Here is a 26,934-nt window from a genome sequence, read left to right as displayed (position 1 = left end):
GTAGGGGCGACGCATGCGTCGCCCGCCAATCAACGTGGCAGCCGTGGACAATGCGGAGGGCGATGCATGCATCGCCCCTACGCTTCGGAGACATTCGACAGTCCCATCGGGCAAGGGCGATCACAACATCAAGCGAGGTAAGACATGACCTATCAGGAGATCCAGTACGATGTCGCGGAGAGCGTACTCACCATCACGCTCAACCGCCCCGACAAACTCAACGCGTTCACCGCCACCATGGCGAGAGAGATGCTCGACGCATTCGATCAAGCGGACCGCGACGATGCGGTGCGCGCCATCATCGTCACCGGCGCCGGGCGCGGCTTCTGCGCTGGCGCCGACCTCAGCAGCGGCGGTGCGACGTTCGACAACACGCATGAGACGATCGACAACCACCGCGACACCGGTGGACTGGTGAGCTTGCGCATCTACGAATCGAAGAAGCCGGTGATCGCCGCCATCAACGGCCCGGCGGTCGGCGTCGGCATCACGATGACATTGCCGATGGACATTCGCATCGCGTCGAGCGCCGCCCGTATCGGCTTCGTGTTCGCGCGCCGTGGGATCGTGCCGGAAGCGTGCAGCAGCTATTTCCTCCCGCGCGTTGTCGGCATCAGTCAGGCCGCCGAATGGGTGTACACCGGCCGTGTGTTCGAAGCGGACGAGGCACTCCGCTCCCGTCTGGTGAGTCGTGTGGTCGAGCCGGAGGCGCTGTTGCCGACCGCCCGGGCGCTGGCGCGCGAGATCGCCGACAACACCTCCGCGATGTCGGTGACGCTGTCTCGCGCGCTGCTCTGGCGCATGCTCGGCGCCGATCATCCGATGGAGGCGCACAAAATTGATTCCAAGTGCATCTACTTCATGGGCCGGTCGCCCGATGCCATCGAAGGGGTCACTTCATTCTTGCAGAAACGTCCGGCTCAGTTCGCGATGAAGCCCAGCAGCGATATGCCACCGTTCTATCCGTGGTGGGGGCAGCGGAAGTTCAAGTGAGATGCGGGTGACCCCCGCCCCTCGATACGTCGCCCTTCGGTACGAAGCCTACGGCTTCTACTCAGCGCGACTACGCGGGGAAGCGGTAATATCCTTTCAAGAACTCCAATCCCGTTTGCCCGAGTAGATCGCGAAGCGATCGTATCGAGGGCCGGGTGCGCCCGGTCACCCGTCACCCTTCACCTGGTCGCCGACCAACAGCGAGTGCAGCAGCAGCACGACCACACCAGTAGAGATGAACGAGTCGGCGACGTTGAATGTCGGCCAATACCAGCCGCGGTAGTGTACGTCGAGGAAATCCACGACGGTGCCCATCCGCATGCGATCGGTGAGGTTGCCGAGTGCGCCGCCGAGAATCGCGCCCAGCGCGGCCAGCAAGAGGTATTGCCGGGCCTCCACTTGGCGCACGAAGTACAGCAGCGCGCCCACTGCCAGGATCGATACGCCGATGAAGAACGGCAACCGGAGCGCCGCGTTCGCCTCGTGCAGAAATCCGAACGCGCCGCCGGTGTTGCGCACGTACGTGATGTGGAAGAAGCCGTCGATCACCGGGATCGACTGGTACATCTCCATCCGCTGTTGGATGAGCGATTTGCTCGCCTGATCGAGTCCGACGACCGCCAGCGCCAGTGCCAGCACCAGGACGAACTTCATGCGAGAGTGGCCACGACCCGCTGGCAGCGCTCACACAGGCCGGGATGCTTGGCGCTGCTGCCAACCGCTTCGCTGAAGTTCCAGCAGCGTTCGCACTTGCCGCCACGAGCCGACTCGATCCGCACTTTGAGATCACGCAGCAGAGGGCTGGGCTCACCGGCAAGCTCAGGCACCAACTCCACTTGCGACACGATGAACAGCGCGGGCAGATCACGACTCACCTCGGTAAGCGCCGGCTGCAAGCCGTCGCTCGCGGCGAGCTGCACGCGCGCATCGAGCGAGTGACCGATCTGGCCGCTCTTGCGCGCGTCTTCGAGCGCCTTGGTGACGGCGGCGCGCACGTCCAGCAACCGATCCCAACGCGCTGCCAGCGCGTCGTCGGTCGCAACCGCATCGAGCGCCGGGAACCCCGCCAAGAACACGCTCTCGGTCTTGTCGCGTTGCGCCGGCACGTGCGTCCAAATCTCTTCCGCTGTGAACGACAGAATCGGCGCCATCAGTCGCGCCATCGCGTCGAGGATGACCCACTGCACCGTCTGGGCCGCGCGCCGCTCGCGACTCGCTGGCGCCGAGCAATACAGGCGGTCTTTCACGATATCAAGATAGAGCGCGCTCAAATCGACGACACAAAAGTTGTTCAGGCTGTGGTAGACCTGATGGAACTCGTAGTTGTCGTAGGCGGCACGGCAGCGCGCAATCAACGCGTGCGTGCGATGCAACGCCCAGCGGTCGAGCTCCGGCATTTCGGCGACCGGCACGCGATCGGTATCGGGTGCGAAGTCGTAGAGATTGCCGAGCAGAAACCGCGCGGTGTTGCGAATGCGGCGATACGATTCGAGCAGGCGATCGAGGATCTCCTGCGAGATGCGCATGTCGTCTCGGTAGTCGGCGGCCGACACCCAGAGCCGCAGAATTTCGGCGCCGTACTTGTTGGTCAACGCCTCCGGCGCCACGACATTGCCGAGCGACTTCGACATCTTCTTGCCTTCGGCGTCGACGTAGAAGCCGTGCGTGAGGACCGCGCCGTACGGCGCCGGGCGGCCGGTGCCGATCGACGTCAACAGCGAGGTGTGAAACCAGCCGCGATGCTGATCGCTGCCTTCCAAGTAGAGATCGGCGCGGCCGCCCAGCTCGGGCCGCGCCGCTACAACCGCGGCGTGGCTGACGCCCGAATCGAACCACACGTCGAGGATGTCTTTCTCTCGGCGCAGTTGGTCGCTTGCCCCGCACGACGGACAGCGAAACCCCAGTGGCAGCAACTCGTCGTTGGTGCCGCTGAACCAAACCGATGCACCGTGCTGGGCAATCTTGCTCGCGGCATGTTCGGCCACCCGCGTATCGGCGATCACCGTGCCACAGGCATCGCAATACACGGCCACGATCGGCACGCCCCAAACACGCTGGCGCGAGATGCACCAGTCGGGACGGCCTTCCATCATGCCGCGGATGCGGTCGCGCCCCCACGGCGGAATCCATTGCACGCGCTCGATCTCCGCCAACGCCCGCGCGCGCAGACCGTTCTGCTCCATCGGAATGAACCACTGTTCCGTGGCGCGGAAGATCACCGGCTGCTTGCAGCGCCAGCAATGCGGGTACGAATGCGTGAACTTCTCCTCAGCCATCAATGCGCCGAGCTCGCGCAACTTCGAAAGCACGCCAGCGTCTGCCTTGAACACAAACTGGCCGACAAACTCCGGCACCTCGTTGGTGAACTTGCCGTGTGCGTCGACCGGACAGTAGATGTCGAGTCCGTTTGCCAGTCCGATCTCGTAGTCTTCGTGTCCATGACCCGGCGCGGTGTGAACGCAGCCCGTGCCCTGCTCCAGCGTGACGTGCTCGCCCAGCAAGAACACCGAGTCGCGATCGATCCACGGATGGCGGGCGCGCCCGCCAACGAGATCGGCGCCGTGCAGCGACAGCAACTCACGCGGATCGCTCCAGCTCAACGCGCGCGCGGTCGCATCGAGCAACCCCCGCGCGACCAGGTACACCTTCTCGCCGATCTCAACCGCGACGTATTCAAGTTCGGGATGAAAGGCGATCGCCAAATTGGCCGGTAGTGTCCATGGAGTGGTCGTCCAGATGATCACCGACAGATCACGACCGCGCAGCGATACCAGTTTCGCCGGTAACGGCTCAACCACTTTGAAGGCGACGTAGATCGACGGCGACTTGTGATCCGCGTACTCGACCTCCGCTTCAGCGAGCGCGGTCACGCACGACGGGCACCAGTACACCGGCTTCTTGCGGCGATAGAGGACCCCCGACGCCATGAAGCGGCCCAGCTCGCGCACCTCGGTGGCTTCGTACTCCGGGTCGAGGGTGAGGTACGGATGCTCCCAGTCGCCGAACACACCGAGGCGCTTGAACTCCTCGCGCTGCACGTCAACGAAAGTCAGCGCATGCTCGCGACAGCGGCGGATGATCTCCGCGGGCTCCATCGACGCCTTGCCTTTGTCGAGCTTCTTCTCCACCTGCAACTCGATCGGCAGCCCGTGGCAGTCCCAGCCCGGGATGTAGGGCGACAGGTAACCCGACATCGACTTCAGCTTGACGATGAAGTCCTTGAGAATTTTGTTTAGCGCTTGGCCGAGATGGATGTTGTTGTTCGCGTAGGGCGGCCCGTCGTGCAGGATGAACTTCGGCTTGCCGGCGTTGGCCTCCTGCATGCGGTGATAGATGCGCATCGCTTCCCAACGCGCCAGCATCTCGGGCTCGCGCTGCGGCAGATTGGCCCGCATCGGGAAGTCGGTCTTGGGCAGATTGAGGGTGTGTTTGTAGTCCATGGTCGAGTGCGTCGCTGCGAGGTCTTACCAACCGGTCGGCAACGATTCAATTGATGCACGGAGATTGGTGCCCACGACTGTGGTCGTGAGCCGTGAGCCGTGAATCGTGAGCCGTGAGTTGTCGGATTCGGATCGCTTCTCCGGGGAGACTCATTCCTCACGACTCACGGCTCACCCTGGCGATCGATATCCGGGATCGAGGCGAAGACGGGCGACTTCGCTTCCCCTACTCCAACGTGATATCGACCGCCCCGCACTGAGGGGAAGCATGAGTACTCGTCGAGTCTCGGTTCTGGTTTGGAGCGCGCGCCTGGCGATCGGCTTCGGTCTGTTTCTCGCAATTGCTGAGGTGCGGCGTAACTGGGGCGACTGGGAGTGGTGGCCGTGGTGGTTGGTCGACTACATCGCCGTAGGGCTCCTCCTTTGGGGCGGTCGGGTCGCATTGTCGGCGGCGCCGCGGGTTGGACCGCTCTGCGGCGGGTGGGGTTTCACGGTGTGCATGTTCTACGCCAGCTTCTTCAGCCATCTCGAACATCTTGGTGAACGCGGCAGCGGGCCGATCGAACCGATGCAGCTCTTCGGTTGGATCGGAGTGCTCTTTGCCACTTCGATCGTGGGATTTGTGCTCGCGCTGGTGGCGTCACACCAGCACCGGGCCGACTAATGCGAGCACCTTCGTTCGTTCCGAGTAGCATTCGCAGGTGTTTGCACGCCGGCTGTCGGGCAGAAACGCGTGGCTTCTTGTACCGGTGGAGGCAGGCGTCCTTGCCTGCACGACGGGCGGGACGCCCGCCGCCACCAACTCAAGCGCGCAGGCTGTCGAGTCACGCCCTCACGCTCGAAACACCGGCATCACTTCATCAATGAACACGTGTAACCCTTCCACGTCGAACGGCGCACGCAACGCCAGGATGATCCACTCGGCGCCGTTGCGGACGTACTGACCGATGCGATCGATCACCTGTTGCGGTGTGCCGATCAGCATGCCGGGCTCCATGAAGCTGAGCGCGCCGCCGAACTGTGCCTTCAACCCATCGCGCTTCGTTTGCGCTTCGGCTTCGTTGCGGCCGATCGCCAGACCGAGGTTGATCGTGCGCAGGATCGCAGAGGGATCGCGCTGCTCCTTCTCGCACCAGCGCGTCAGCACCTGATTCTTCTGCGCGAATAGCTCGGGGCCGATGAACGGCACGTTCCAGCCGTCGGCGTACTTCGCCACCATGCGCAGCAGCCGCTTTTCGCCCATCCCACCGACCCACAGGCGCGGGCTCCTTTGCACCGGTTTGGGTTCGCAGCGCGCGTTGGTCAGCGTGAAGTGCTTGCCGTTGAAGTTCGTGACCTCTTGCGTGAACAGGCCGCGGACGACCTGCAGGCCCTCTTCCAATTGATCGAGGCGGTCCTTGATCGGGAGAAACGGAATTCCGTAGGCATCGTACTCGAGCTGACTCCACCCCGCGCCGAGACCCAACTCCATGCGGCCGCCGCTGACGTGATCGATGGTGACCATCGCATTCGCCAGCACGGCCGGATGCCGGTAGCTGATGCAGTACACCAGCGAACCGACGCGGACGTGCTTGGTCTCCGCGGCGAGCGCGGTCATGATCGACACGGCTTCGAAGCATGTGCCCTGGGCATCGCCGGGCACCAGCATCGCCGGATAGAAATGATCCCAGATCGACACCCAGTGAAATCCGGAACGGTCGGCGAGATGCCAGACCTGTCGCAGGTCGTCGAGCGTACAATTCTGCGGACCGGTGTGGACGCCGAAGAGAGTGCTCACCGCGGATCACCTATCGCCAAAGAATGAGCAGCGCCAAGACCGCGGCGGCAGCCAATCCGATGCGCCGCCAGAACTGCGGCTGGATGAGCGCTGGGTCCGACGCGATGCTGCGAACCTCATCCGCACGCAGGCGCCCTTCGGTCACCCCTTCGAGCAGTTCGAGACAATCGCGCGCGAGGATCTCGCGGAAAGCGTGCCCAATCTCCATCGACGCGACCGACGGATCGCCTTGATACGACACGACCGGCCCGCCGTAGCCGTACTTGGCGTTGAGCAGCCAGCCGAGTCCGCCGGCCACGCCGTGAAAGACGGTCTTGAGATGCGTGGCATCGCGGCCACGCCGTTCTTGCCACGCGACGAGGCGCTCGCCGAGCTGCGCCAGCGGCTTGAACGCCGGCGGCTGCACGGGCCCGAGCGACAGATAGTCGCGCTCGACCAACTCCGGCTGTTGCGCGAGCATGAACGAGGTTTCCCAACTCCCCGCGTGTTCGCCGCTGAGCAAGCCGCGGCGCTCCGCATCGGTGAGTGCGCGGCCGATTATCTCTTCGACTGGCGCGAAGCGCTGGCCGGTGATGATGCGGTGGAGCGTCAGAATCGACGGCGAAAACATGTTGATGCCTTCGCGCTTGCTGACGATGCGGCACGCCGCTTCCAATGCCGAGGCATGGCGCGGCCCGCCATGGCCGTTGGTCACCACCACGTACTTGTACCCCGCGCGCGCCAGCGAGCGCCCATGCGACACCAAGGCCGAGTAGACCGTGCGCTGCGACGCATGCATCGAGCCGGCGAGTGGTAGCTCGTCGGTGCCGAGCGGCAGCGGCGGCATTTGAATCACCGTCCAGTCGGGATGCCGTTCGGCGAAACGGCGCCCCGTCTCCTCCGCCATCCAGCGCGCCATGTAGAAGTCCATCCCTAACGGCAGATGCGGCCCGTGCACCTCGAGCGCGCTCATCGGCTGAAAGCAGACGGTGCGATGGCCATCCAGTTGACGGACTTTCGTGTAGGTCAGTTCCTCGGCGCGAATCACCGGCATGGCGTCCTCCCTTGCGTGCGATCGACTCTAGTCTCTCACTGGCCTGATCAGCAAGGCAAGCGCGATAGCCAGCGGGGGAGCACCGTTGCAGTCGTCGAGGCCGCAGTGCATGATCGCGCCCGCAACGAAGGACCCCGCTTATGACCCCTGCGCAACGCATTCGTGATCTCGTCCGCCAACCTGAACCGCTACTGATGGCCGGTGTCTATGATGCCCTGAGCGCCAAGATCGCGACCGAGGCGGGGTTCGAGGTAATCTTCGTCTCGGGTTACAGCGTTGCGGCCACCGCGTTGGGTGAACCCGACTTCGGTGTGCTGACGCAGACCGAAATCACCGCCACCGCGCGGGCGGTGTGCAACGCGACGGCGATTCCGGTGCTGATCGACTGCGACACCGGCTACGGCAACGCGATCAACGTGATCCGCACCGTCCACGACATGCAACGCGCGGGCGCGGCCGGTATTTTTCTCGAAGACCAGGTGTGGCCGAAGCGTTGCGGCCATATGCGCGGCAAACGCGTTATTCCCGTCGACGAGCAACTAGGCAAACTGCGCGCCGCATTGGATACCCGCAACCCCGACGAGCTGTTCGTCGTGGCGCGCACGGACGCCCGCGCGGCCGTCAGCCTCGATGAAGCGATTCGGCGCGGCCAGGCATTTCGCGATCTCGGCGTCGACGCGGTCTTCGTCGAAGCGCCGGAGTCCGTCGATGAGCTGCGCGCCGTGGCCCGCGCGCTGCCTGGCGTACCTTTGGTGGCGAACATGGTCGAACAGGGTCGCACCCCCTTATTGACGAGGGACGAGCTCCGCGACTTGGGTTTCCAGATGATCGTCTGCCCGCTGGTCGGCTTGCTCGCGGCAGCCAAGGCGCTGCGCGAGGCCTACCAGCATTTGCGCGCGCACGGCACGACGCGTGACATGTTAGACCGACTGCTCGGCTTCGAGGAGTTTCACGCCCTGATCGACCTCGAGGCGAAATACGCTCTCGATGCAAAGTACGTGACGTGACGGGATCACATCCGCCGCGCGCCGAAAGTGAATTGACCGCTGGAACGCGGGATGGTCCGTGTACTACTTGGAGCGCTTGCGACCAGCCTTCTTGCCGAACCGGCTCAACCCTTCATTCAACATGGCGACCACGATCTCGCCTTTGCGGGTATGAAGGGCTCTCGCAAGCCGATCAAGGCGATCGAGCAGCTCAACCGGAAGCCGGACGCTGAGCAAGCGCTCAGCAACAGGTTCGCGCTCTAACAAATCACCGAGCATTAGACTGGGACGCATGATGATCTTCCGTCGTGGCAATTTAGCTACCACTCGCAGAGGCAATACCGCCTAGCGAATGACCGCTGCTCGTCTTTTAGCTTCGTTCTTCTGGGGAATGCAAGTGTCGAGTCAGCGCGGCGCGCAAGCTTGACGCTGCAGCGGCTGGATCAGACGCGCCACACACTGCGCGCACGACTGCAATACCGGCGGCACCGTGCGCGACGACCGGGGCAACCCGGTCCGGTGTAATTCCTCCCAGCGCCAGCACCGGCATGGTGGCGCAGCGGGTGGCTTCCGCCAGCACCGCCAATCCCAGCGGGGCGCCGAACTCGGCCTTCGATGGCGTGGCGTAGATCGGCCCCAGCACCACGAAGTCAGCCCCGACCGCCGCTTGCACGTCGCGCACGCTGTGCGTCGACACTCCGATCAACCGATCACCAAGCAGCCGGCGGGCGTCGGCGACCGAGAACGACGCGGTAGGCAAATGCACGCCATCGGCACTGATCGCGAGCGCGACGTCGATGCGATCGCTGATGAGCAAGCGCGCGCCGTGTTGCCGACACACTGGCAGCAGCGCTCGCGCCAACTCGGCGAGCGCACGCGCGCTGAGATCCCTTTCCCGGAGCTGCACGGCATCGACGCCTCCGCGCACCGCGGTCGCCACCACGTCGATCAGCGCGCGCCCGCCGGTCTGCGTGCGGTCCGTGATGAGATAGAGCTGAATCGGCGGCGTCAGATCGCTTACTCGATCAAATCGGTGAGTGGACTGGACGCGGTCGCGTACAGTTTGCGCGGGATGCGACCGGCCAGAAATGCCTTGCGGCCCGCTTCGACCCCGAGCCGCATCGCTTCGGCCATGAGAATTGGATCCTTGGCACTGGCAATTGCGGTGTTCATCAACACCGCTGCGCAACCCAACTCCATCGCCACCGCCGCGTCTGACGCCGTGCCCACACCCGCATCGACGATCACCGGCACCCGGCTCTGTTCGAGGATGATGCGGATGTTGTACGGGTTACGGATGCCCAACCCCGATCCGATCGGCGCCGCCAATGGCATCACCGCGGCACAACCCAACTCTTCCATTCGCTTCGCGGCGATTGGGTCGTCGTTGATGTACGGCAACACCGCGAATCCCTCGCGCACCAGCACCTCCGCTGCCCGCATGGTCTCGGGCACATCCGGGAACAGCGTCCGTTGGTCGCCGATGACTTCCAGCTTCACCAAGTTGCCCACCCCAGCCTCGCGCGCGAGGCGCGCCGTACGGATCGCATCCTCGGCAGTATAGCAACCGGCGGTATTGGGGAGAATCGTGAAGCGCTTGGGATCGAGGTAGTCGAGCAGATTCTCCGCCTTCGGGTCGGTAATGTTGACGCGCCGAACGGCGACGGTGACGATCTCGGCAGCCGACGCCTCGACGGCGCGGCGAGTCTCGGCGAAGTCACGGTACTTGCCGGTGCCGACGATCAAACGCGAGTGATAGCTTCGGCCCGCCAACTCGAACGCATCACTCATTGGCTCGTCTCCATGTCCCGTCATGCCTCCGTGTCACCCGCCACCAATGAAGTGGACGATCTCGACCGCGTCGCCGTCGCGTAAGGGGTGTGTGGCGTAACGCTCTCGCGGCACGATATCGCAATTCACTTCGACGGCGATGCGGCGCTGGCTGAGTGCGAGATCCGCCACTAAATCGGCCACTGTCATCGTTGCGGGAAGGTCGTGCGGTTCTCCGTTCACTGTCACACGCACGGGGAAAAGATAGACGCTTCAAACGACCTTTACAACCTGGGAAGCATTTGGTAGCGCAAGCGCACTCGTCACGTACTCCAATGCATGTCAGTACCGGTCGCCCCACGGTAGCGCAGATCGATGGAGCGGCATTGCGTCACAATCTCGCGGCCATCCGCAACGGGCTGGCGCACGCCAATGTGGCGCTGCTCGCGGTAGTGAAGGCCGACGCCTACGGGCACGGCGCCGCGCTGGTCGCGCCGCTGCTCGAACCGGGCGTCGAGGCCTTCGGTGTCGCCACGGTCGAGGAAGCCATCGAGCTGCGGACCGTAGGTGTCCGCAAGCCGATCTTGGTGCTCGCCGGCGCGATGGGATCGCAACTCGAAGCCGTGCTGACCCATCAACTCAGCGTCGCCCTCGTCGATCGCAGCATGCTCGCCGAGTGGCGTGCCGCACTGCGCGGGCGGCAGCTCACCGTGCACTTGAAAGTCGATACCGGGATGGGTCGCTTGGGAGTGACGCCGTCGGAGCTGCCGGCGCTGCTCGAAGACCTGCGCGGCGCGCCCGAAATCGTCGTGGCCGGCATCTTCTCGCACTTCGCCAACGCGAACCTCAGCGATGACGAGATCTACGCCTTCCAGCTCCAACAATTCCAACAGGCGTTGGCTACCGCCGTGGCTGCGGGCGTGCGGCCCGCGTTTGTTCACCTGGCCAACAGTACCGGCGCACTCGTCCAGCCCACGTCCCACTTTACAATGGTACGCCCAGGGGTCGCGCTCTACGGCATCGCACCGATGGCGGACTGTCCGGTCGCGCTCGCACCGGCGATGCGACTGGTGACCCGCATCATTCAACTCAAGTCCGTCGCCGCCGAGCGACCGCTGAGCTACGGGCAGACGTTCATCACCCGACGCCCGAGCCGCATCGCAACAATCCCAATCGGCTATGCCGACGGCTACGATCGCCGGCTGTCGAATCGCGGCTTCGTGCTGGTGCGCGGACAACGCGCGCCCATCGTCGGCCTGGTGTGCATGGATCTCACGCTGATCGACGTGACCGATGTCGCCGGGGTCGAGCCGCACGATGAGGTCGTGCTCTGGGGTACCCAGGGCGATGCGCGCATCAGCGTGGAAGAAGTGGCCGGCTGGCAGGATTCGATTGCATATGAAGTGCTCACCCGACTTGGCAAACGCGTGACGCGGGTGCTGCACGATGACGAGGTGGGGAGGAACGCATGAGCAAGATTGCACGCGCACTGGTGAGCGTCAGCGACAAGAGCGGACTGATCGACTTCGTCCGCGAGTTGCACGGCTTCGGAGTCGAGATTCTCTCCACCGGCGGCACCGCGAAGGCGCTCGCCGACGGCGGTATTCCGGTGGTCGCCGTCAGCAACTACACCGGTTCGCCGGAGATCCTCGACGGCCGCGTCAAGACGCTGCACCCGAAGATTCACGGCGGTCTGCTCGGTCGCCGCGATGTAGAGAGTCATCGTCAACAAATGACCGCCAACGCGATCCAACCGATCGACATGGTGGTGGTGAATCTCTACCCGTTCGAGGCCACGGTGGCGAAACCGAACTGCACGCTGGAGGACGCGATCGAAAACATCGACATCGGCGGTCCGTCGATGCTGCGCTCCGCCGCCAAGAATCACCATGACGTGACGGTGATCGTCGACCCGGCCGACTACCGCACCGTGCTCGACGAGCTGCGCGCCAACCATGGCAGCGTGAGCGCGACGACGAACTTTCGCCTCGCCAAGAAGGCCTTTCAGGCTACCGCACGCTACGATGGCGCGATCAGCGACTACCTCGGCGCCCGCGGCGGAGAGAGTCCGTTCGGCGAGACGCTGCACTTGCAACTCCACAAGGCGCAGGATCTGCGCTACGGCGAGAACCCGCATCAGCAGGGCGCCCTCTACGGCGACTTCCTCCGCATCACTGAGCAGCTCCACGGCAAGGAGCTGTCGTTCAACAACATCGTCGACATCAACGCGGCGATGCAACTGATGCTGGAGTTTCCCGGTACTCCGCAGCCGATCGTCGCCATTCTCAAGCACAACACACCGTGCGGCGTCGCCACCGCGGCCACCGATGCCGAAGCGTACCAGAAGGCGTATATCACCGATCCCGATTCACCCTTCGGCGGCATCATCATCACCAACCAGCGTTGGAGCCTCGCGCTGGCCAAGGTGGTCGATGAGATCTTCAGCGAGGTCCTCATCGCTCCCGCGTTCGATCCCGCTGCCCTCGAACTGCTGCGCAAGAAGAAGAACCGCCGACTCATGTTGTGGCACGCCGACCGAATCAATCGCAGCGAGCGCGACTTGAAGCGCGTGTTCGGCGGCCTCCTGGTGCAAGATCCCGATCTCGCCATGGAGAATCCTGCCGAGGGCAAGATCGTCACCAAGCGCAAGCCCACGGCGACGGAACTGCGGGCGATGGCGTTCGGTCTGCCGATCGCGAAACACATCAAGTCGAACGCCGTCGTGTTCTGCACCGACGATCGCACGCTCGCCGTCGGTGGCGGACAAACCTCGCGCGTCGATCCCGTGCGCTTGGCGGTTGCGCGGGCGCAGCGCCTCGGCATCGACCTGAGCGGCTCGGTGGTCGCCAGTGAAGCGTTCTTCCCGTTTCCCGACGGCGTCGAAGCCGCGGCGGATGCCGGCGCGGTTGCACTGATCCAGCCCGGCGGCAGTACGCGCGACGACGAAGTGATCGCCCTCGCTGATCACCGCAACATGGCGATGGTCTTCACCGGCGTCCGCCACTTCAAGCACTAGATCGCGCGTCTGCGAAACAATGAACCTCCTCGTCATCGGCGGCGGTGGCCGCGAGCACGCCTTGGTGTGGAAGTTGCGCCAGTCGCCGCGCGTCCGCCGGATCTACTGCGCGCCCGGCAACGCCGGCATCGGCGCGCTGGCGGAACTGCTTCCGATTGCCGCCGACGACATTCCGGCCCTGCTTGCATTCGCGCGCGCGCAACGGATCGATCTGACCATCCCCGGCCCCGAGCTGCCCCTCACCCTCGGCATCGTCGATGAGTTTGAGCGCCACGGCCTGCGCGTGTTCGGCCCTACCCGTGCGGGCGCTCAACTCGAAGGCAGCAAAGCGTTCACTAAAGACCTGATGCGGCGCTGCCACATCCCGACTGGGTTCTTCGGCAGCTTCACCGAAATCGACGAAGCTGTGCGATACATCCACGAAGTCGGAGCACCAATTGTAGTAAAGGCCGACGGCCTCGCCGCCGGCAAGGGCGTCATCATTTGCCAATCCGTGAAAGACGCTGAAGATGCGGTCAGCGAGATCATGCGCGGTAAGATTTTCGGCGACGCCGGTAACCGCGTCGTCATCGAAGAATTTCTCGAAGGCGAGGAAGTCTCGTTCATGGCCATCACCGATGGCCAGACTGTGTTGCCGCTGGCCTCATCGCAGGACCACAAGCGCATCGGCGATGGCGACACCGGCCCGAACACCGGCGGCATGGGCGCCTACTCTCCGGCGCCGATCGTTTCAGCCCAGCTGCACGACCGCATCATGCGCGAGGTGATGACCCCGATCGTCACCGGCCTGCGCGAGCGCGGCATCGTGTACAAGGGCGTGCTGTACGCCGGGCTCATGATCCACAACGGATCACCCAAGGTGTTGGAGTTCAACGCGCGCTTCGGCGATCCCGAGTGTCAGGCGTTGCTGCTGCGACTCAAGAGTGATCTGCTGACGGTACTGGAGGCGGTGGTGGACAATCGGCTGGCGGACATCGCATTGGAATGGGACACGCGAGCGGCGGCATGCGTCGTCCTGGCCGCCGACGGCTATCCCGGCACCTACAGCAAGGGCCAATCGATTCTCGGTCTCGATCGGTTGCGCGGCTGGCGCGACGGCGTGGTCTTCCACTCCGGTACCGCGACGCGCAACGGCGACATCGTCACCAACGGCGGTCGTGTGTTGGGTGTCACGGCGTTGGGCAGCGACATTGCGGCCGCGGTCGCGGAGGCGTACCGTGCGGTCAAGCAGATCGAGTGGGACGGAATGTACTATCGCCGTGACATCGGGCGGCGGGCACTGGAGCGGTCAAGCGGCGGAGCGAGCAAATGAAGCAAGGCGATCCCCGAGGCGATCTCAAGGTCGGTATTGTGATGGGCAGCGACAGCGATTGGGAGGTCATGTCGGCGGCCGCCAGTCGCCTGGAGACTTTCGGCGTCGCGTACGAAGTCCAGGTCATCTCGGCCCATCGTGCGCCGGGAAAGACGGCGGCCTATGCAACCGGAGCGCGTGAGCGCGGGTTGCAGGTCATCATCGCCGGCGCCGGCGCCGCAGCGCACCTCGCCGGAGTGGTCGCGGCGCACACGACGCTCCCGGTGATCGGCGTACCGCTCGACGCCACTGGCCTGCGCGGACTTGATGCGTTGCTCGCCACCGTTCAGATGCCGGCTGGCGTCCCGGTCGCCACCGTTGCCATCGGCAAGTCTGGTGCAGAGAATGCCGCGATCCTCGCGGCACAAATTCTCGCCCTCAGTGATGCCGCGTTGGCCAAGCGGCTCGATGAATTCAAAACCGAACTGGGCCGCCAGGTCGAGGAAAAAAATGCGCGACTCGCTCAACAGCGCAGCCGATAGTACTGCGATCGCCGCCGCCGCGGCGGCATTGCAGCGGGGCGCGCTGATCGTCTATCCCACCGAAACGCTCTACGGCCTCGGGGCGGACACCAGCAACCCCGCGGCGCTCGACGCCCTCGTGGCCCTCAAGGTTCGCGCTGACCACAAACCCATCTCGGTGCTGATCGTGGGGAACGCGATGCTGAATACGGTCGCGGCACGTATCACGCCGCTCGCGCGGCGCTTGATCGCGCGCTTCTGGCCCGGCCCGCTCACGCTCGTGATGACGGCGCGCCCATCGCTGTCGAACATCCTCACCGCTGGCAGCGGCACCATCGGCGTGCGCTGGTCGAGTCATCCAATCGCGAACGCCTTGGTGGAGAAGCTCGGCAGTCCACTCACCACTCCCAGCGCGAATCCGACCGGCCAGACACCGCCGACGACGATCGCCCAGGCGCGCGCGTACTTCGGTGATCGCGTGGCGAGCTACGTCGATGGCGGCAGGTTGCCGGGCGGAATGGCGTCGACGGTCGTCGATGTCACCGGCGATCAACCGCGGGTACTGCGCGAAGGCGCGATCGCCATCGCCGCCTTGCAGGCCGCACTCGCCGAGGCGGCGTGATGGATCTCCGCCCGTTTCACGCGCTGCGCTACGACGACCGTCGAGTACGACTCTCTCAGGTCGTCGCGCCGCCCTACGACGTCATCGACGAGGCTCATCGTGACGCGCTTTACGCGCGCGATCCGCACAACGTCATTCGCTTGATCTTGAATCGCGACGCGGATCGCTACGGCTCGGCTGCGGCGCATCTGAGCGCATGGGTGGATGCGGGCGTACTGCGGCAAGACGACACGCCGGCGCTGTGGCTGTACGGGCAAACGTTTCACTACGGCAACACCGAGTTCGTACGCACCGGCATCATCGGCACGGTCCGCCTCGAACCGTTCAGCTCGGGGCATATCAGGCCACACGAGCGTACGTTGTCGGGACCGAAAGAAGATCGCATGCGGCTGATCGAGGCGTGTCAGACCAATCTCAGCCCGATCTTCGGCCTCTATGCCGATCAACGCCGCGTCCTTGACGAGGCCCGTCAGCTCGCGGAGCGAGGCGCGCCGGCGATGGACGTCACCGACGAGTTCGCCGTGCGCCATCGCGTCTGGCGCATCAGCAATTCACCGCAACTCGACACGATCACGCGCACGCTCGGCGCGCAGACGATCTTCATCGCTGATGGTCACCATCGCTACGAAACCGCGCTCGCCTATCGCGATCGACTGCACGGGCGCGGCGGGTTGATGCCCGACGATCCCGCCAACTTCATCATGATGTACCTCTGCAGCATGGACGATCCGGGGCTGCTCGTGCTGCCCACGCATCGTCTGCTGCGCGGTGTTGCGCTCCGTTCGGAGGAGTTCCTCGCCGCGTTGAGCCGCAACTTCCACGTCAATGAGTTCCCGCGCTCGGCCGCAGGTCAGGACCGTCTACTGGCCGCGCTGGCCACGAATGGAAGCCGCGGCCATTTCGGCGTGGCGCTGGCCGACGCTACGGCGCTGTACGAAATTACTCCGCGTAGCGCCGCGGCCATCGACCAGATTGCTCCCGAGTTGCCGCCGGAAGTGCGTCACATCGACGTGACGCTGCTCGATCGCCTCATTCTGCGCGGTATGCTCGGCCTCGACCCCGACGCCGCCGCGCGCGCGGGTCAACTGCGATATTGTCACGACACTCGCGAAACCTTCGACGCCGTCGACGCGCGCATCGACCAGGTGGCGTTCCTGCTCGGCCCGCCCGATCTGGCGCAGGTGGAGGCCGTGTGTCGCTCGGGGGAGACCATGCCGCAGAAGTCGACGTACTTCTATCCGAAGCTGCTCACGGGGTTGGTGTTCCACACGCTCATGCGTGAGGTGCAGGTGAGTGTGGTCGAGGACGCGCGCAGCGCGTAAGGAGGAGGGGTGATGCAGGTCAAACTGATCGATGTCGCGGCCGATCCGTTCGAGAAGCTCTATGGGGCATATCGCACCTGTTACTCCTCGGACACGCCGACAGAGATTTGGGAGAAGATTCGCAGCGGCGCGATCACCAGCGAACGTATTCGGCAGTTCATCGCCGAACGGCTGAAGACCGGCCATGCGTCGCCACTCGAACAGGTGGTGTTTTGGTTCGGCATTCACGGGGTATCGCGCTCGCTGTCGCACCAATTCGTCCGCCATCGAATCGGCATCAGCTTCGAGCAGCAGAGTCAGCGCTACGTGCGCTTCAAAGAAGACAAGCTCGAGTACATCATGCCCGAGTCGTGGAAGCGCGCGGGGATGGCAAGCGATTTCGATCAAGTGGCGGCGCAAATCTCCGCCACCTACACCAAGGCGCTGGCGGCCGGTATCCCCGCAGAAGATGCGCGCTTCGTTCTGCCCAACGCTGCGCCGACGAATTTCCAAGTGATGGTGAACTTCTCCGAGATGCTCCACATCGCCGACCTGCGCCTGTGCGTGCGCGCGCAGTGGGAGATCCGCAAGATGGTCGCGCTGATGCGGCTGGAGATCAAGAAAGCGATCCCCGAGCTGGCGCAGTATCTCCAGCCCAAGTGCGGCGAGCTGCGCATGGGCTATTGCGACGAATCGTACGAAGACTGGGCGAAGTGTCCGCTCGGTAAAGTCCGCCCGCACAAGGCCGCACTCTTCGAGCTGTATCAGCAGCATGGCAAGCTGGCGCTGCGCGGCCTGTCGGAAAAGGAATACGACGTCGTCGAGAAGCAGGAACAACTGTGAAGGACGGTCGGCAGTAGGCAGGGGGCAGTCGGCAGTTTGGTCCGCTCCGACTGCCGACTGCCTACTGCCCACTGCCTACTGTCTTCATGGATCTGCGCGCCGCCATCGATCTCTTCAACCGCGGCGACTACATCGAGAGTCAGGCTGGCTTCGAGGCGATTTTGCCGACGATCAGCGGTCACGATGAATTGCTGGCGAAGGGCCTGCTCATGCTGAGCGGCGCGATGCATCTCTTCTTCCACCGCGGTGGTGGGCGCGGCGCGCTCAATCTCATGCGTCAGACGCTGCTGACGCTCGACGGTCTGCGTCCGGAACACGACGGCGTCGCGATTGACGAGTTGTGCGACGCGGTCCAGGCCTATCTTGACGATCTCGAATCGCGCACGCTGCAGCAGCCGCGATTCATCGATCGCTGGCTGGTGCCGCGCATTCGCGTTCGGCGTTGACGCCGGTGCGAAAAAGCCGCACAGTTCCACTCGTGCAGATTACGCCAGAGTTGATCCAGGATGGCTTACGACGCGCCCGCTACCTGACGATACCGGCGGTGGAGACCACGCTGTACCTGTTGCTGGTGCTCGAGAAGCCACTGCTCATCGAGGGTCCCGCCGGCGCCGGCAAGACCGAGATCGGCAAAGTGCTCGCAGAGATCCTGCACACCGATCTGATCCGCTTGCAGTGCTATGAAGGACTCGACGAAGCGAAGGCGCTCTACGAGTGGAACTACCAGAAGCAGCTGCTGCGCATTCAAGCCGACCGCGAGCAAGACCGCTCGTGGGAAGACGTGACCTCGCACATCTTCTCCCGTGACTATCTGCTCGAACGACCGCTGCTGCGAGCGATCGCCGCACCCCGCAAAGTGGTGCTGCTCATCGACGAGATCGACAAAGCCGACGAAGAGTTCGAAGCGTTCCTGCTGGAGGTGCTGAGCGACTTCCAGGTCAGTATTCCCGAACTCGGCACCGTCACCGCAGTGAATCGGCCTGCGGTCGTGCTCACTTCAAACCGCGCCCGCGAGTTGTCCGAAGCACTCAAGCGGCGCTGTCTGTATCTCTATCTCGATTTTCCCGGCATCGAGGTCGAGCGCGAGATCATTCGCCTCAAAGTCCCGGATCTCGACGACAAGCTGCGTGAACAGGTGGCGCGCTTCGTCAATAGCCTGCGCAAGCTCGATCTGCGCAAAGCGCCGAGCATCGCCGAGACGCTCGATTGGGCACGCGCGCTGCGCGCGTTGGGTATCAAGGAACTGGACGCCGCCGGTGTGCGACAGACGCTGAACCTCGTCCTCAAGCATGAAGAGGATCTGCGCAAGGTCGAAAGCAAGACCGGTGCGCTGCTCAAATCGACCAGTCGCATCGACTGACCTCGCACCGTGCAAACGCGCCTCAGCGAATTCATCGATCAACTGCGCGCCGCCGGCGTGCGCGCCAGTGTGGCGGAAAGCCTCGACGCGCTCGCCGCGGCGAGCGCCGTGCCCACCGAGCGCCATCACCTGCGCGCCGCGCTGGCGGCGACGTTGGTAAAGGACGCGGCCGATCGGCCGGCGTTCGATGCGTTGTTCGATCGCTTCTTCGCCGCGCCCGGACGAGTCCGCGGCAAAGGCGAGCACGCGCAGCCGATCGGCGAAGGCATCGGCCGCGGCCTGGGGCAGGCTGCGGCGAGTGATCGGCAATCCGAGGAACCGCAGTCATCGAAATCCGCCGCGCGCGACACCGCAGACCGCGAACGCGAGCAGCGGCAACGCGAGCAAGCCGCCGCGGCACGCCTCGCGCGGCGACGCGAGGTGCTCGTCACCGCGTTCGAATCGATGGAGTCGCGCGTGGCCGAGGAAGCCGCGCTGCTCGTCGAGGAGTTGTCGCGTCGGCTCCACGCGCACCTGAGCCGCCGGCTCACGCGAGCAAACCGCGGACGAGTGGATTTTCGCCGTACGATTCGCGCGTCGCTCGCTACTGGCGGCGTACCGATCGATCCGATCTTCCGCCAACGTCGCCCCGGCAAGATCGACTTGATCGCACTGTGCGACCTCTCCCACTCCACCGCAACCGCCGCTGATTTCTGCCTCGCCCTGCTCGCGCCCGCCGCGCATTTCTTTCGTCGCGTGCGACTATTCGGATACGTCGACCGCTTGGTGGAGATTTCGTTCGAACGCGGCCACGTGATTCCGCACCAGCCACTGGACCTCGCAGCTCGCTCCGACTTCGGCAACGTCTTGCGCCAACTATGGGACCAATGCGAAGCCGCGTTCACGCGCAACACCGTCGTGCTGATTCTCGGCGACGCGCGCAACAACCGTCGTCCGCCGCGGGCCGACGTACTGGCGCGCGTGCACGCCCGCGTGCGTCGCGTGATCTGGCTCAATCCTGAAGGCCTTGGTCGCTGGAATACCGGCGACAGCGTGCTGGCGAGCTACACTCGCCATTGCAATGCCGTCCTCGCCGCAACGAACTTGCGTGAACTGACCGCGGCGATGAAGTCGGCTTTGCTGTAAGCGATGCCTCCAAAGCAAAACGGGGAGAGCGATCCTCGCTCTCCCCGTTCCTCACACGTTTGAACTCAGGCGACTTAGTCGCGGGTACGGAATCGCATACCGCGCGTGAGCGCCCACGCCATCGCGATACCAAGCAGCGAGATCAGCAGCAGGCCGCTGGGGGCGGTCGGCGATGAAACCACAGGGATCGGCGGGCGGGTACGCGTTGGACTTGGCGTCAGGGTCGGCGTCGCCGTCGGCGTGATCGTCGGCGTCTCGGTCGGCGTGAACGTCGGCGTATTCGTCGGCGTCTGCGTCGGCGTCAGGGTCGGCGTGTTGGTCGGCGTGAACGTTGGCGTCGCGGTTGGCGTGTTCGTCGGTGTCCGCGTCGGTGTGTGCGTCGGCGTATTCGTCGGCGTATTCGTCGGCGTGAACGTCGGCGTCACGGTCGGCGTGTTGGTCGGGGTCCGCGTCGGTGTCTGTGTCGGGGTCTCGGTCGGCGTGTTCGTCGGTGTATGCGTCGGCGTCTGCGTCGGGGTGTTCGTCGGCGTGAACGTCGGCGTCGCCGTGGGTGTGTTCGTCGGCGTGCGCGTCGGCGTCTGAGTCGGGGTCAGGGTCGGGGTATTCGTCGGCGTGAACGTCGGTGTCGCCGTGGGAGTATTCGTCGGTGTATGCGTCGGCGTCGCCGTCGGGGTATTGGTCGGGGTACTCGTCGGGGTCGCCGTCGGGGTCGCGGTCGGCGTCTGCGTCGGTGTATTGGTCGGCGTATTGGTCGGGGTCACCGTTGGTGTGTTGAAGTTCGAATTGTCCGCGTCACCGGTACTGGCTTGCACAATGCGCGAGGCGACGGTGTAGGTCATGTCGCCGTCCACCGAGAATCCCGACGCGCTCAAACCAAAACTGGGCGAGCCGTCAGCAACCAGGAACACAATGAAATCGCTCGTCGAGGCCGTTACGCGCAGCAGAAGGCCGTCAACCACACCCACCTGGCTCACGGGGTTACCGACGCGGGTTCCCTTGGTGTCGTCGAGCGTAACGTTCTGACCGGTCGCCTCGCCGCCAAGGTTCGTACAGGCACCGCCACAGCCCCCACACGCAACCGCATCCGATCCGGCGTTGGCGGGATCGCAGACGATGCCGCTCGGGCACGGGGCGCCACAGGTCGCACCGTCGGACAACATCGGAGTTCCTGCCGGATTAGGAAACACGATCGACAGCACACCCGACGACGTGGTGCCGCCGAGACGACGCGACAGCGTGGTCGTCGCGGCCAGCGGGATCGATTGCGCGCCGGAGCTGGTTGCGGTCGTGATCGGCAGCAGCGAGGCACCGGAGGCGCCGCTGAAGGTTACCTGGGTAATGCCGTCCGGCAACGTCAGCAAACCGTCGCCGCCGTTGGCTGTAGGGTCAAACGTCGGCGATGCAGAGGTCGTGATCAGCGGGAGAATATCGGTGCGCTTGATATTGCTCAAGACGCCGTTCGGAAGGGTGATTCCGCTAGAGGCTAACGAGACCGATGTCAGCTCTGGGTCAGGCAGCGCGGAATTGAAAGTCTCGTTCAGCGAGTTGGAGGTGCCGCTCGTGATCATCAGGCTCGTCACCTGTACCGCAGAGCCGGAACCAGAATTATTCACGCTCAGGACGTAGTACAGCTTATTGTTATTGGAGATGAAGAACTCCTGACTCATCAGAGCGGCAAACGCGCGGGAAGACAGACCAGCGACCACCATCACCGCTACCAGACCGATCGTCAGCCGCTGCCGGAGCTTCGTCATGAACCCTCCCGGTTCCCGCCCGCCACGAAGCACGCAAGCCTAATGGGCCTGCGCACGCGCACCGTCTTACGTTTAAGTCTAGAGGTTGTCAAGTGAAAATCCCCTGAAGCGAGCACCGAACCGGTGTGCAGCCCGTGACGAAACGCAAGAGGGCTCCCACTAGGGAGCCCTCTTGGTCAGTCAATTAACTCGCTCTCAGCGACCGACGCGACTGAGGCGGCGCAACGAGAGCGCGATGGCGATGCCGAGGCCGGCGATGAGCGCCAGACCAGCCGGTGCTGTCGGTGACGGCACCACTGGGATCGGCGGACGCGTACTGGTCGGTGGCGGTGTGAGTGTCGGGGTCACCGTCGGTGTTCGCGTCGGCGTCAACGTCGGCGTCGCGGTCGGCGTAAACGTCGGGGTCGCGGTCGGTGTTACTGTCGGCGTGTTGGTCGGCGTGCGCGTCGGTGTGTTCGTCGGCGTCGCGGTCGGCGTGCGCGTCTGCGTCTGTGTCGGCGTCTGCGTCGGGGTCGCGGTGGGGGTCTGAGTCGGCGTGTTCGTGGGTGTCACGGTCGGCGTGTTGACCGAAGAGTTGTCGGCGTCGCCCGTGCTCGCCGTGACGTTACGGCTGTCAAGCGTTTCGGCATCGACTCCGAATCCAGACGCGCTCAATCCGAAGCTTGGAGTAGTCGCGCTGTCCACAACCAAGATGATGGTGTCGGTCGTGTTGTGGAGCAAGAATCCGTCGATGACCGCTGCCTGGCTCGCGGGATTACCGATGCGGCTGCCCTTGGTATCATCGAGAGTTACGTTCTGGCCCGCCATCTCGCCGCCGAGATTGGAGCAGGTGCCGCCGCAGGCGCCACACGCGCCTCCATCATCCAAATCAGTCGGTCCAATCGGGCCGTTGGCCGGATCGCAGGGGATCCCAGCAGCACACGCGCCACCCCCGCAGGTAGCGGCGGCCGATGTCACGACCGCCCCCGCCGGATTGGGGAACACGATGGCCAAGACACCCGAGGACGTCGTGCCACCCAGGCGTCGGCTGATCGTCGTGGTCGCGGCCGCGGGCACGAACGTCACTCCAGAGCCGCCAGACGTAGTGATCTGGGTCAGCGTGAGACCGGACGCGCCGGTAAACGTTACCTGCTGCGCTCCGTCAGGCAGCGTAAGCAAGCCGTTACCCCCATTGGCCGCCGGATCGAAGGTGAACGACCCAGCCGTTGTGGTGGTGATGTCGGTGCGCTTGATGCTGCTCAGCACACCATTGGGTAGGGTCATGCCGCTCGAGGCGAGCGAGACCGAGGTCAAGACAGCGTCGCCGTTCGGCGTCGGCGTCGGGTTGATGAGCGCAGAATTGAAGGTCTCGTTCAACGAATTCGCGGTTCCGCTCGTCATCATCAAGCTGGTGACTTGAATGCCGATGCCGCCACCGGACGGGTCGCTGCGCAGGACGTAGTACAGTTTATTGTTGTTCGAGAGAAAGAATTGCTGCTGCACCAATGCGGCAACTGCCGGAGATAGCGAACCGGCTGCTGTACTCGCCACCACCGCCCCGATGACTGCCCATCCCCGAAGCTTCATACCGCGTCCTCCTTGACCATCCGGCTCATCATGTCGCTCGTCCTGTCGGTTGCCCGCACAGCCTGATAGCGGCGCGCTCTCAGATACTTCCAATACCCCTGCGATGTCAAGCGCAAATGGGCAGCGGGCACTCTCCGAGGCTATCCGGGGCTGTCGCTCAAGGCCTCTGGATGTGTCTCAGTATTTTCTTCGTTGTCAAACCCCGAGACAGCATGATAGACAGCGGATTCAGTTTTGTGCGGGCCCGGCATTTTGATGACGTGGCCTTGGGGCGGAGAAGTGGTGAGTGCTGCGGTTGCGTCGTGTCATTCCAACAGACCGAATCCCTGGCATAGTCGCTGCTCGTTTTGAGCTGACGTGATCATCGGTCCAGGTTTTCGTGCGCGGCGTCAGTGGCTGGCCGCGGTGTCCGTATGGACGCTGTGGGTCTTGACGTGCGCGCCGCCCGATTCTGCGCTTGCCGTCACTTCCGACAATGCGATCGATACGATCACCGGCGGTGGCAACGGTGACGGCTATTCGGCAATCGTCGGAACGGTGCACCCCGACGCGGTCAGCGTCGGGCCCGACGGCACCATCTACATCGCCGAATCGGTCGCCAATCGCATCCGTCGCATCGACGCGCAAAGCGGCGTCATCACAACCCTTGCCGGGGCCGGCGGGGCCGGCTTCGCCGGCGACGGCGGACCCGCTACCCTCGCGCAACTCTGGGAGCCAACCAGCGCCGCCGCCGATGATCTCGGCAACGTTTACATCTGCGATCAGAAGAACCATCGCATCCGCAAGGTCGACATCAGCGGAATCATCACGACGGTGGCTGGCTCCGGCACCTCGGGTTACCTCGACGGGGCGGCGTTGTCGGCGCGGTTCCAATGGCCAAAGGGAGTCGCGGTGGATCGCTTCCGCAACGTGCTGATCGCCGATCCATCGAATACCCGCATTCGCTACCTCGATTTCGGCACCGGATTGGTTTCCACCGTAGCGGGATCGGGAACCTACGGCTACTTCGGAGACAACGGCAACGCGCTCTCCGCCCAGTTTCGCTTTCCGCTGAGTGTGTGGGCCGACAGCAGTGGCGTCTACTATATCGCCGACCTCTTCAACCACCGCGTCCGCTCCGTCGATACGGCGGGGATCATTCACACGGTTGCCGGCAACGGTACTGCGGGCTTCAGCGTCGACGGAACGGTCGCCACCTCGGCGATGCTCAACAAACCAAACGCGGCGTGGAAAGACGGGCAGGGCAATCTCTTCATCGCCGATCAGTCGAACCATCGCGTGCGCAAGATCAGCGCGGGAAAAATTTACACCGTCGCCGGCACCGGGACGGCCGGCTACAACGGCGATCAGATTTCGGCCATCACCGCCACCCTCAACAATCCGTCCGGCGTCGCGGTGAACAGTGGCGGCGACGTGCTGATCGCGGATCGCGACAACAGCCGTGTGCGCATCGTCGCCGTCGCGGGCGGCGCGATCGACACCCTGGCCGGCGTCGCCGCCACCTTCAACGGCGACGGTTGGCCAGCGCCGGTGGGCAAACTTGCCAATCCATCGAGTGCCGTGCGCGACAGCGCGGGCAATACCTACATAGCCGACACCAACTCGCATCGCGTGCGGATCATCAACTCCGGCGGCATCATCGACACCTACGCCGGGACCGGCGCCGCCGGATACAACGGCGACAACCAGCCGGCGCTCAGCGCCATGCTGAAGTCTCCGCGCAAACTGGCTCTCGACTCGGCGGGCAATCTCTACATCAGCGACGCCGGTAACCTGCGGATTCGCCGCGTCGACGCGCAGAGTAAGATCATCACCACGGTCGCCGGTAACGGTGACGGAACCGGCCTGGGTGATGGCGGCCTCGCCATCAACGCCTCCCTGATCGCTCCGTTGGGAATCCACGTCGATGCGCAGAATCAGATCTACCTCGTCGATGCGCGCCGTGTGCGCGTGATCAATGTCGATGGTTACATCAACGCCTACGTTGCCACCGGAATCGCCAGCGGCTCGATCGATGGCCAAGGCGGCAACCCCGACGACGACCTCGGCGACCTCGGATCGGCCCTGTTGGCGACGTTGAACTATCCGACTGAGCTCGCCCGCGACGCGGCGGGCAATCTGTTCATCTCGGACATCGGCGCGCACCGTCTTCGCATGCGCGATACCTTGGGGATCATGCACACCATCGCCGGCACGGGCATTCCCGAGTTCAATGGCGACGGCACAGCAACCGGCGTGTCGCTCAGCGTTCCGGCCGGCATCTCATTCGGCGATGGCGTCCTGTACATCACCGACCAAGGTAACCGCCGCATCCGCATGCTGAGCGTTGGTTGGCTCTCGACCCTGGGCGGCAACGGCTTGGTCACCGGTCAACTCGATGGCGAAGGCGGTAACCCCATCGACAATCTCGGAGACCTCGGCAGTCTTGCCGCCGCCACCTTCAACTCGGCCGGGAGCATCTTTGCCACCGCCAACGGCAATCTTCTGATCAGTGACACCACAGCCGGGCGCGTGCGCGAAGTCTTCGCCGGCAGCGAGCCGCTGCCTACCGCGACGGGCTTTGTCGCACCCACGGCAAGCCCGACCGCCACCAGCACCCCGACGCCACCGCCGCCGTCGGCCACGTCAACCAAGACCGCCACCGCGACCGCGACGGTCACCAACACACCGTCGGCGACCGTTACCAAGACCGCGACCAACACGGCGAGTCCAACCGCCACCACAACTTCCACGCGCACTCACACGGCGTCACCAACGACGACCGCGTCGCGCACGCCCAGCAGCACTCCAACCGACACCGTGACGCCAACCGACACCGTGACGCCAACGGACACCGCGACCCCGACTGAAACGCCAACGACGACCGCGACCCGTACACTCACCGCGACGCTCGTCTCCACCAACACCAAGGTACCGACTCCAACTCCGACTCATTCACCAACCCACGTGTTCACTGCCAGCAAGACCGCAACGCCGACCCCCACCGCAACATTTTCCCGTACCGTGACGCCCACCCGCACACTGACTCGGACACCGACGTCGACACCGTCGCGGACCGCGACACGGACGCCGACGAGTACGCCAACCCGTACCTCGACGCGGACATTGACGCGCACCCCGACGAGCACTCCCACTCGCACGTCGACCCCGACGCGAACATCCACCCCAACACCGACCGCGACGCGAACACCATCTCGTACGCCAACTCACACTTCGACGCGAACGCCGTCGCGGACCCCGACCTCCACTTCCACACCCACAGTGACCCCGACCCGGACCCCTACGCGGACACCAACGCGGACACCGACGGCAACGCCGACACGCACACCGACGCGGACACCGACAGTGACGCCGACTCGGACACCCACGCGAACGCCAACCTCGACTCCGACGGCCACGAGCACGCGGACCCCCACGCGCACCCCAACGGCCACCAACACGCGCGTACCCACCGCGACGCGGACCGCCACGTTGACCCTGATCCCGACCCGCACCCCAACCGGGCAGCCATAGGAACACGCACGCTTCGTTTCCGC

The 26,934-nt window shown here is 64.3% G+C and carries 24 protein-coding genes; 14 read left to right on the top strand and 10 right to left on the bottom strand.

Going from position 1 to position 26,934, the window contains the following annotated elements; translation table 11 throughout:
* Nucleotides 1–144 precede the first annotated feature (144 nt).
* Nucleotides 145–993 carry a crotonase/enoyl-CoA hydratase family protein gene (locus HYR72_17850; GenBank protein ID MBI1816847.1) on the top strand — a complete coding sequence of 283 codons (849 nt, stop codon included), beginning with the start codon at nt 145–147 and terminating at the stop codon, nt 991–993.
* 165 nt (nt 994–1,158) lie between these two features.
* Here HYR72_17850 and lspA read toward each other — a convergent pair whose 3' ends face one another.
* Both lspA and ileS read right to left on the bottom strand, forming a co-directional pair.
* Complete coding sequence (gene lspA, locus HYR72_17845) at nt 1,159–1,647, bottom strand: signal peptidase II (GenBank protein MBI1816846.1); 489 nt, start codon at nt 1,645–1,647, stop codon at nt 1,159–1,161.
* Nucleotides 1,644–4,433 (bottom strand): isoleucine--tRNA ligase, encoded by a 2,790-nt coding sequence (gene ileS, locus HYR72_17840; GenBank protein ID MBI1816845.1) that lies wholly within the window; start codon nt 4,431–4,433, stop codon nt 1,644–1,646. The genes lspA and ileS overlap by 4 nt, the downstream gene beginning before the upstream one ends.
* 268 nt (nt 4,434–4,701) lie before the next feature.
* Between ileS and HYR72_17835 the strand changes: the two genes are divergently transcribed.
* Nucleotides 4,702–5,097 (top strand): hypothetical protein, encoded by a 396-nt coding sequence (locus HYR72_17835; protein MBI1816844.1) that lies wholly within the window; start codon nt 4,702–4,704, stop codon nt 5,095–5,097.
* 168 nt (nt 5,098–5,265) lie between these two features.
* Here the strand turns inward: HYR72_17835 and HYR72_17830 are convergent, their stop codons facing one another.
* Nucleotides 5,266–6,210, bottom strand: coding sequence for a TIGR03560 family F420-dependent LLM class oxidoreductase (locus HYR72_17830; protein MBI1816843.1), 945 nt, complete (start codon nt 6,208–6,210; stop codon nt 5,266–5,268).
* A gap of 10 nt (nt 6,211–6,220) precedes the next feature.
* Nucleotides 6,221–7,243 carry a creatininase family protein gene (locus HYR72_17825; GenBank protein MBI1816842.1) on the bottom strand — a complete coding sequence of 341 codons (1,023 nt, stop codon included), beginning with the start codon at nt 7,241–7,243 and terminating at the stop codon, nt 6,221–6,223.
* Nucleotides 7,244–7,383: 140 nt separating this feature from the next.
* Here HYR72_17825 and HYR72_17820 point away from each other — a divergent pair, with 140 nt between their 5' ends.
* Nucleotides 7,384–8,250 (top strand): oxaloacetate decarboxylase, encoded by an 867-nt coding sequence (locus HYR72_17820; protein ID MBI1816841.1) that lies wholly within the window; start codon nt 7,384–7,386, stop codon nt 8,248–8,250.
* Nucleotides 8,251–8,313: 63 nt separating this feature from the next.
* Here HYR72_17820 and HYR72_17815 read toward each other — a convergent pair whose 3' ends face one another.
* From HYR72_17815 to thiS, 4 genes are all read right to left on the bottom strand, one after another.
* Nucleotides 8,314–8,523 carry a ribbon-helix-helix protein, CopG family gene (locus HYR72_17815; GenBank protein ID MBI1816840.1) on the bottom strand — a complete coding sequence of 70 codons (210 nt, stop codon included), beginning with the start codon at nt 8,521–8,523 and terminating at the stop codon, nt 8,314–8,316.
* Between the two features lie 76 nt (nt 8,524–8,599).
* Nucleotides 8,600–9,241 (bottom strand): thiamine phosphate synthase, encoded by a 642-nt coding sequence (gene thiE / locus HYR72_17810; GenBank protein ID MBI1816839.1) that lies wholly within the window; start codon nt 9,239–9,241, stop codon nt 8,600–8,602.
* 5 nt (nt 9,242–9,246) lie between these two features.
* Nucleotides 9,247–10,020: a thiazole synthase gene (locus HYR72_17805; protein ID MBI1816838.1), complete on the bottom strand. Its 774-nt coding sequence runs from the start codon at nt 10,018–10,020 to the stop codon at nt 9,247–9,249.
* Nucleotides 10,021–10,053: 33 nt separating this feature from the next.
* Complete coding sequence (gene thiS / locus HYR72_17800; GenBank protein MBI1816837.1) at nt 10,054–10,254, bottom strand: sulfur carrier protein ThiS; 201 nt, start codon at nt 10,252–10,254, stop codon at nt 10,054–10,056.
* 80 nt (nt 10,255–10,334) lie between these two features.
* On the opposite strand from thiS, the gene alr reads away from it, so the two are divergent.
* From alr to HYR72_17750, 10 genes are all read left to right on the top strand, one after another.
* On the top strand, nt 10,335–11,471 hold the full coding sequence (gene alr, locus HYR72_17795; protein MBI1816836.1) for an alanine racemase: 1,137 nt from the start codon (nt 10,335–10,337) through the stop codon (nt 11,469–11,471).
* Nucleotides 11,468–13,015: a bifunctional phosphoribosylaminoimidazolecarboxamide formyltransferase/IMP cyclohydrolase gene (purH, locus tag HYR72_17790; protein ID MBI1816835.1), complete on the top strand. Its 1,548-nt coding sequence runs from the start codon at nt 11,468–11,470 to the stop codon at nt 13,013–13,015. The genes alr and purH overlap by 4 nt, the downstream gene beginning before the upstream one ends.
* Nucleotides 13,016–13,034: 19 nt before the next feature.
* Nucleotides 13,035–14,327: a phosphoribosylamine--glycine ligase gene (purD, locus tag HYR72_17785; GenBank protein MBI1816834.1), complete on the top strand. Its 1,293-nt coding sequence runs from the start codon at nt 13,035–13,037 to the stop codon at nt 14,325–14,327.
* Nucleotides 14,324–14,848 carry a 5-(carboxyamino)imidazole ribonucleotide mutase gene (gene purE / locus HYR72_17780; protein ID MBI1816833.1) on the top strand — a complete coding sequence of 175 codons (525 nt, stop codon included), beginning with the start codon at nt 14,324–14,326 and terminating at the stop codon, nt 14,846–14,848. The genes purD and purE overlap by 4 nt, the downstream gene beginning before the upstream one ends.
* Nucleotides 14,817–15,449 (top strand): threonylcarbamoyl-AMP synthase, encoded by a 633-nt coding sequence (locus HYR72_17775; protein MBI1816832.1) that lies wholly within the window; start codon nt 14,817–14,819, stop codon nt 15,447–15,449. The genes purE and HYR72_17775 overlap by 32 nt, the downstream gene beginning before the upstream one ends.
* Nucleotides 15,449–16,771 (top strand): DUF1015 domain-containing protein, encoded by a 1,323-nt coding sequence (locus tag HYR72_17770; protein ID MBI1816831.1) that lies wholly within the window; start codon nt 15,449–15,451, stop codon nt 16,769–16,771. Before HYR72_17775 ends, HYR72_17770 begins: the two co-directional genes overlap by 1 nt.
* 12 nt (nt 16,772–16,783) lie before the next feature.
* Nucleotides 16,784–17,593, top strand: a complete 810-nt coding sequence (thyX, locus tag HYR72_17765) for an FAD-dependent thymidylate synthase (protein ID MBI1816830.1) — start codon at nt 16,784–16,786, stop codon at nt 17,591–17,593.
* A gap of 86 nt (nt 17,594–17,679) precedes the next feature.
* Nucleotides 17,680–18,039 carry a hypothetical protein gene (locus tag HYR72_17760; protein ID MBI1816829.1) on the top strand — a complete coding sequence of 120 codons (360 nt, stop codon included), beginning with the start codon at nt 17,680–17,682 and terminating at the stop codon, nt 18,037–18,039.
* A 32-nt stretch (nt 18,040–18,071) separates the two neighbouring features.
* Nucleotides 18,072–18,953 (top strand): MoxR family ATPase, encoded by an 882-nt coding sequence (locus HYR72_17755; protein ID MBI1816828.1) that lies wholly within the window; start codon nt 18,072–18,074, stop codon nt 18,951–18,953.
* A gap of 9 nt (nt 18,954–18,962) precedes the next feature.
* Nucleotides 18,963–20,078, top strand: a complete 1,116-nt coding sequence (locus HYR72_17750) for a VWA domain-containing protein (GenBank protein MBI1816827.1) — start codon at nt 18,963–18,965, stop codon at nt 20,076–20,078.
* A 74-nt stretch (nt 20,079–20,152) separates the two neighbouring features.
* Here HYR72_17750 and HYR72_17745 read toward each other — a convergent pair whose 3' ends face one another.
* The gene (locus HYR72_17745) at nt 20,153–21,832 is read right to left on the bottom strand and encodes a hypothetical protein (GenBank protein MBI1816826.1); all 1,680 of its coding nucleotides are present in this window, start codon (nt 21,830–21,832) and stop codon (nt 20,153–20,155) included.
* 195 nt (nt 21,833–22,027) lie between these two features.
* Nucleotides 22,028–23,398: a hypothetical protein gene (locus HYR72_17740; protein ID MBI1816825.1), complete on the bottom strand. Its 1,371-nt coding sequence runs from the start codon at nt 23,396–23,398 to the stop codon at nt 22,028–22,030.
* Between the two features lie 357 nt (nt 23,399–23,755).
* Between HYR72_17740 and HYR72_17735 the strand changes: the two genes are divergently transcribed.
* Nucleotides 23,756–26,911, top strand: a complete 3,156-nt coding sequence (locus HYR72_17735; protein ID MBI1816824.1) for a hypothetical protein — start codon at nt 23,756–23,758, stop codon at nt 26,909–26,911.
* The last annotated feature ends 23 nt before the right edge of the window (nt 26,912–26,934 follow it).

The organism is Deltaproteobacteria bacterium, from assembly GCA_016178705.1.
Classification (GTDB): domain Bacteria; phylum Desulfobacterota; class Binatia; order HRBIN30; family JACQVA1; genus JACOST01.
This window is presented reverse-complemented; position numbering and strand designations above follow the sequence as displayed.